At 63.2% G+C, this 6,136-nt stretch carries 8 protein-coding genes and 1 pseudogene; 3 read left to right on the top strand and 6 right to left on the bottom strand.

Annotated features, from left to right (window positions below; translation table 11 throughout):
- Nucleotides 1-119: 119 nt before the first annotated feature.
- Nucleotides 120-476, top strand: coding sequence for a hypothetical protein (locus tag QM590_RS21610; protein ID WP_269596366.1), 357 nt, complete (start codon nucleotides 120-122; stop codon nucleotides 474-476).
- 6 nt (nucleotides 477-482) lie between these two features.
- Here QM590_RS21610 and QM590_RS21605 read toward each other — a convergent pair whose 3' ends face one another.
- Both QM590_RS21605 and QM590_RS21600 read right to left on the bottom strand, forming a co-directional pair.
- On the bottom strand, nucleotides 483-680 hold the full coding sequence (locus QM590_RS21605; RefSeq protein ID WP_269596365.1) for a PLD nuclease N-terminal domain-containing protein: 198 nt from the start codon (nucleotides 678-680) through the stop codon (nucleotides 483-485).
- Between the two features lie 15 nt (nucleotides 681-695).
- Nucleotides 696-1,706: a hypothetical protein gene (locus tag QM590_RS21600; RefSeq protein WP_269596364.1), complete on the bottom strand. Its 1,011-nt coding sequence runs from the start codon at nucleotides 1,704-1,706 to the stop codon at nucleotides 696-698.
- Nucleotides 1,707-1,765: 59 nt separating this feature from the next.
- On the opposite strand from QM590_RS21600, the gene QM590_RS21595 reads away from it, so the two are divergent.
- Complete coding sequence (locus tag QM590_RS21595; RefSeq protein WP_269596363.1) at nucleotides 1,766-2,014, top strand: PLDc N-terminal domain-containing protein; 249 nt, start codon at nucleotides 1,766-1,768, stop codon at nucleotides 2,012-2,014.
- On the opposite strand, the gene QM590_RS21590 is transcribed toward QM590_RS21595, so the two are convergent.
- Together QM590_RS21590 and QM590_RS21585 are read right to left on the bottom strand one after the other, a co-directional pair.
- Nucleotides 1,996-2,448, bottom strand: coding sequence for a GNAT family N-acetyltransferase (locus tag QM590_RS21590; RefSeq protein ID WP_269596362.1), 453 nt, complete (start codon nucleotides 2,446-2,448; stop codon nucleotides 1,996-1,998). The two genes, QM590_RS21595 and QM590_RS21590, sit on opposite strands and share 19 nt — an antisense overlap.
- Nucleotides 2,435-3,408 (bottom strand): annotated as a pseudogene (locus QM590_RS21585) (aldo/keto reductase). The gene QM590_RS21590 and the pseudogene QM590_RS21585 overlap by 14 nt, the downstream one beginning before the upstream one ends.
- Nucleotides 3,409-3,472: 64 nt before the next feature.
- Between QM590_RS21585 and QM590_RS21580 the strand changes: the two are divergent.
- Complete coding sequence (locus tag QM590_RS21580) at nucleotides 3,473-4,384, top strand: aminotransferase class IV (protein ID WP_188078823.1); 912 nt, start codon at nucleotides 3,473-3,475, stop codon at nucleotides 4,382-4,384.
- Between the two features lie 3 nt (nucleotides 4,385-4,387).
- On the opposite strand, the gene QM590_RS21575 is transcribed toward QM590_RS21580, so the two are convergent.
- Complete coding sequence (locus QM590_RS21575; RefSeq protein ID WP_269596361.1) at nucleotides 4,388-5,536, bottom strand: serine hydrolase domain-containing protein; 1,149 nt, start codon at nucleotides 5,534-5,536, stop codon at nucleotides 4,388-4,390.
- Between the two features lie 148 nt (nucleotides 5,537-5,684).
- Nucleotides 5,685-6,053, bottom strand: a complete 369-nt coding sequence (locus QM590_RS21570) for a glyoxalase superfamily protein (RefSeq protein ID WP_269596360.1) — start codon at nucleotides 6,051-6,053, stop codon at nucleotides 5,685-5,687.
- Between the last annotated feature and the right edge of the window lie 83 nt (nucleotides 6,054-6,136).

Below are 6,136 nucleotides of genomic sequence, written 5' to 3'. Positions count from 1 at the left end.
GAGCTCGGCGTGTCGAACCAAGGACCGGATCAACCGTTATTCAGACAGTCCCGGTAATCAGCACAACCTGCCTGTCCGAGGGACGGACTCGGAGGTCGGCCGTTGCGTACGGTGGGTCGATGATGGTTCTCGGGAGCGGCACGGCTTCGTTGTCGCCGCCTGCGCGCTTCGTGTGGAATGCGCTGATGCATCCCGATCTGCACCCGCACAATCGAGGCTTCGCCTGGCCGGTGATGTTCCAGGACGCGCCGCCGCCTCGGGTGGTCGAGAGCAGTGAGTTCGACCGTGTCGTGTGGAGCTCACCGTGGCCTACCGTTCCGGAAGTGCTGGTGCAGTTCGATTTACGACCGAATACCCAGCTCCGATGGGTGCTGCTGGCTCACGCACCTGCGCCGAGTCTGCAGACGATCGAATGGTTGCGCGCTCAGGCAGGCCATCTGGTGAATGTCGATCTCAGGAGCGCACTCGGTCACTAGCGGCGGCTAGCCGTTGCCGCCGCTCGGCCCGTAGGAGTACCGCTTACCGATTGTGAACCACAGGATCGGCCCGATGATGGGCAGAACGAACGCAACGAGAATCCATGCCAACTTGGCAAAGAATCCCATGTAGCGGTCACGGACGATCGAGAAACCAGCCATGGCGAACAGGGCGAGCGCGACAGCGACACCGGTAGAGGTCATCTGTCGAGACGCAACTCAGTCGGTTCCGCGCAGAGAATCGCGACGTACCGCGACTCGCCGACCACGGTCCACCGGATCCCCCGGGTGCAACGATTGCTGCAACTCAAGGATTGCAGCATCGTCCAACTCCGTGTCGTACGCCCCGGCCGCCCAGTCCCAGTCCTGCGTGGACCACACATAGTGCGTCACCCTCCACGTCGGTGCCCATCCCTCGTCACTGCGGGGACGGCGGCCCAGGAACGTTCTGCGAGAACTGGTATCGAAGCCCCCGTCACCGGCGATGCGAACGTCCTCGGGAGTGAAATTCAAAGGCGCACGAACGGTCAGCGGCGTCGACGCCACCTGGTCTGCGAACCACTGCACGTGCTCGCGGCGCGACGCCCTCGACTCGTCCTCGAGCAGTTTCTGGTACTCCTCGGTGGTGTTTGCGGGCCCGTCCCAGACGAAGAACGCCTCGTCGATCGGTTCGCCCACTGCGAGTTCGACGAACTGCGAACCGATTCCGACTTCGTCGATGCGGTCACCCAGGATGAAGCCGGACTCGACGTCGACCCAGATTCGGAGCGGATACGGCTTGTCCTCCGGCGGAGCCAATCGAACCGTCCAACACTTGCGCCCGGCGAACTCGACGGTCTCCACCGGCCCGGTGGGTTGGGCGAACTCGTTGCTGGCCCATTCGGCGGTACTGCGTTGCTGCAACAAGAATTGGCTGGGCCCGAGGTAGATCACTCTGCCGAGTGGGCCGACGCGAGGCCGGTCGGCCGGGCCCGTGAAGTCCCAGGCGCGCGTGCCGTCGCTGATGAAGATGGGACTGCCGTCGATGCGTTCCACGCGGGTCTTTCGCCCGGATCGCCATACCCGACAGCTGTCTTCGGGCGCGATCAGAACGGGTGGCGTTCCGCTGTAGGCGAATCCGTGACGAAAGGACTCGGGGCTGCCCGCTTCGTGGACTTCCTCGATAGTGCCGCGCAACGGTATGTTCGATTCACTTGTCATAGCCGTGAGCACTTCGATCCACGCGGTCATGGCCGCAGCCTAGTGCGATCTAACTCGACAAGGTGGAGTTCGGAGTCGAAGGGAGTCGGGTGAGAATCAGCGCCGAGGTCAATCCCACACTTCCGCTGGCGTTCGACCTTGCCTGGATGTCCATGGTCGTGTTGTGGCTGGTGCTCGTCGTTGTTGCGTGGGTGTCGATATTTCGCAGCACTCAGTCGCGTAGGGGCACGAAATTCTGGTGGTGCGTATTTGTATTGCTGATGCCGATAACCGGTGCACTGATCTGGTTCGTCGCTCGCCCGCGTAACTCCGACAACGATCAGCGAACGAGTTCGTAGCGAGCCAGCCACAGTCCCGGCAGTACTTCTTGATCTTCGGTGTGTACGAAGCCGAGTGACTCGTACAACCTGCGGGCCGGCGCATTGTCTCGTCCGGTAGCAACCTGAACTCGTTGTTCCACAATCGAATCCAACATCACGTTGACCAAACCGCGTCCGATTCCTCGTCGATGTGCGTGTGGAGCCACCACCAGGCGGTCGATCTCCGCCTCGGACCATGCAGCGGCACCGAGGATTTCGTGATCCTCTCGCGCGACGAGCCAGTGGACATGTGCGGCGCACAGATCGTCCACCGACTCGTGCAGCAGCGGAATCCTGCTGTCGCCGATCAGTCTTGCTTCGACTGCGTACGAACTCTTCTGCACTGCGAGAATCTGCTCGGCGAGGCCCAGATCGGCGGCAGGGTCGACACTGACGATCTCAATAGCGACCACCAGCGGGAGCCGGCAAAGCGTCGAGTGCAGCGAGGTGATCGGCTCTCAAGGTCAACTCGGCCGCTCCCGCGTTCTCGTCCAGACGCGACGTGCGCCGGGTGCCCGGAATCGGACCACATGTTCACCCTGCGCCAGAACCCACGCCAAGGCCACCTGCGCAGGCGTCGCACCGAGCTCGTCGGCGACGGCCGCGATGGCGTCGACGATCACGAGATTGGCATCGAGGTTGTCCTGGCTGAAGCGCGGCAGACGTGAACGGAAATCATCTGCGGCAGGCGTGGTTCCGCGAAAGTTGCCGGTCAGGAAGCCGCGGCCCAGCGGTGAGAACGGGACGAAGGCCGCACCGTTGTCTTGTGTCCACTTCAGGGAGGTCGCCAGGTGGTCGCGCGTCCACAGTGACAGTTCCGACTGCACGGCCGAGATCGGATGCACCTGCTGGGCCCGATCGAGCTGCTCGACGGTGAACTCCGAGACACCCAGTGCGCGAACCTTTCCGGCCTGCACGGCCTCGGCCATCGCGCCGATGCTGTCTTCGACGTCCACCTCGGGATCCGGGCGATGGAGGTAGTACAGATCGATGTGATCGACGCCCAGGCGACGGAGCGAATCGTCGATCGCCGAACGCAGGTGCTCGGGCTTGCCGTTGGGGCCCGAAATGACCGGCTCTCCGGCGTCGCCGATATGAGATTCGAGACCGCCCTTGGTCGCGAGGATCACCTCGTCGCGTCGGCTACCGATGGCTGTGCCGACGACCTCCTCGTTGGTGAACGGTCCGTACACATCGGCTGTGTCGATGAAATTCACACCCAGGTCCAGGGCGTGCCCGATGACGTGATCGGGGCTCTCCGTCCGGTCGTCGGCCTTGTATGCCCAGGTCATTCCCATGCACCCCAAGCCGATGGCACCCACCTCGGGGCCGTCGTTCCACAGGGTGCGGGTCTGTACTGTTCGTGCGCTCATGGACTCGACCATACGACGAGAAATGTGTTGTCGCTCGGACTTGCCGGGCGACTAGCATCGCCGCATGGCTCTTCCACACTCGAAGGTGTATTTCGGCGACCGTTTGGTCGAGGCGCAGGATGCGACGCTCGGAGTAGCGACCTCGGCCGTTCTGTACGGGCTCAGCGTCTACACCGTCTTCCCCGTGCAGGTGGACGGTGATCGGCGTACTGCGTTCCGGTTGCTCGATCACTACCAGCGACTGGTCGAGTCCTGCAAGATCATCGGCATCGACACGTTCGCGTCGCAGTGGACGTTCGAGAGGTTCGTACAGGCAACCCGCGACGTGGTCGACGCCAACGCCCCGACGGCCGAGGTCTACGTCCGAGCCACCGTCCACGTGGACGAATCGATTCCCGGAACTCGGGTGCGCGGGCTGCACACCACGGTGTCGATCTTTCTGTACGACGCCAATCCCATTGTCCCGCAGGACGGCATGCGGTTGAAGACGAGTGTGTGGCGTCGAATCCCCGACAACGCCATTCCATCGCGCGCCAAAGTCAACGGTGCGTACGTCAATTCTGTTCTCGCCAAACAGGATGCGATCGACAGCGGTTTCGACGACTGCATCTTCCTCGACATCAACGGCCACGTGTGCGAACTCAGTGCCGCGAACATCTTCCTCGTCCGGAACGGCGTTCTCGTGACCCCGGACGTCACCAGCGACATTCTCGACGGCATCAACCGTCGGACCATTCTGACCCTGGCGCGCGAGGAAGGGCTGACGGTTCAGGAGCGGACGGTCGATCTCACCGAGCTGTACATCGCCGACGAGGTGTTCGTCTGCGGCACCTCGGCCGGAGTTGCTCCGGTGTACGAAATCGACGGTCGCGCACTAGGAACCAAGGAAACCGGCCCGGTGACGCTGACTCTGCGTAAGCGACACCAGGCCGCGCTCACCAGCGACGAGGTGCACGGCTGGGTGAGCGTGCTGTGAGTTCTACGCCGGGCAGGTCGAGGTGAGTCCGGCGATCAACGCTTCGGCGGCCGGCTGCTCGAGTGGATCGGCGGCCGGGTTCGGCCCCGCCGTGGTCCAGGCCAGCGATACCTGACGCTGACCGTCCGGGCTCGAGAACGCGTAGGTGCGGTAACCGAAGCCGTTGCCGCGGTTGCCGAACACGAGCTCGCCCGAGCCCGGGTTGCACGCATCTCCGCCGAGCAGCAGGCCGAGTCCGTACGTGGACGGCGTCACGACCTGCATTTCGTCGATCAGGTTCTGCGGGATCAGCGTGCCGTCGAACAGCCCTCTGAAGAAGGTGTTCATGTCGGCCACGGTGGAGACCACTGCCGCCCCCGCCGACCAGATGCTGGCGTCGTACTCGGTGACGTCGGTGTACGTCCCGTTGTCCAGAACGTAACCGTGCAGGGCATCGGCGTCGAGCGTCGAATCGGTGGGGTACGTCGTGTCGCTCATCTCCAGGGGATCGAAGATCCTGTACTGCAACGACTGTCCGATGGACTTGCCGTCCAGCTCGGCGATGATCTTCCCGAGCAGGACGTAGTTGGTGTTGGCGTAGCTGAACTCCTGACCGGGCTCGCTCGTCCAGGGCATGGCCACAGCCTGGGCGACCAACTCGTCGTCGGTGACGGCATCGTTCGCCCGCGCGGCGATCTGCTCCGCCGAGTCGAATCCGGTGAAGTAGTCGGGAACTCCACTGGTGTGATCGAGTAGTTGGCGAACGGTCACCGACCTCGGAAGCAGGCCGGGAAGCAACTCGTCGACCTGCTGATCGAGCTCGAGCTTCCCCTCGTCCACGAGCTGAAGCACGACGGCAGCAACCATCGCCTTGGTGACGCTGGCAATGCGGACCGGGTCGTCGGCCGACGCGGCCTCGGTGCCGTCGCGTTCGACCAGGCCTGCGGCTCCCGACCATGAATCCTCGCCGTCACGTACCTGCGCGACAGCGGCAACGGATCCGGCGTCGACCATGGCGTCCAAGGCCGCCTGGACGTCGTCGGTTCTGATGGTTCCGGTCGAGGGCGTGGTGGTGGTCGACTCGACGGCTGACGGCTCGTCGGATGTGGAGCACCCACTGACCAGCAGGGACGTCGACACTGTGAGGGCGGCGAGGATTCGTAGCTTGCTCATGTCTTCGACGCTAACGCCGCCCTGCGAAGAATTTCAGTGTCAAATGTCAGTGATTGTCGATGAGTGAGCGCACCTGGTTGTTCAGAAGTGGGTCCGGAACGCGGAAACCCGCGCATCGCGCACGGTTGTGAACGGTGAGGTGCGCTGGTCAGCGACCGACCTGGCAGAAGCGCAGGTTGTTCGAGAACGGATCGGTGATCGTCATGGTCGGTCCGCCCGGTGCGTCGGGATCGATTCCTGGTCGGCTGCGAGGGTTGTTCTTCTGCAGCAGTTCGGTATTGAAGGACGTGACGTCCGGGATCGGTATCCACACCGATGTGCCTGGTGTGCCGTCGCCGTAGTGCTGCGAGAGATCGAGTACACACTTCCCACGTGAAATACGCACGTACAGCGGTAGATCGGGCTCGAAGCGGTGCTCCCACTCGACAGTGAAGCCCAGGTAGTCCACGTAGAACGCGCGCGCTTCGGCGTCGTCGAAGATACGCAGAATCGGAATTGCCGAGCCGAATGCCTTCATGGCCTCGAGTGTGACACGTGGGGCGCACCTCAGTGTTCAGAAGTGGATCTCGGACGCGGAATGCCGCGCATCGCGCACGGTTG

This window comes from Rhodococcus sp. IEGM 1372 (assembly GCF_030056835.1).
Lineage (GTDB): Bacteria > Actinomycetota > Actinomycetes > Mycobacteriales > Mycobacteriaceae > Rhodococcoides.
Note: the sequence above shows the minus strand (reverse complement) of the source record. Positions and strands in the feature narration are given on the sequence as shown.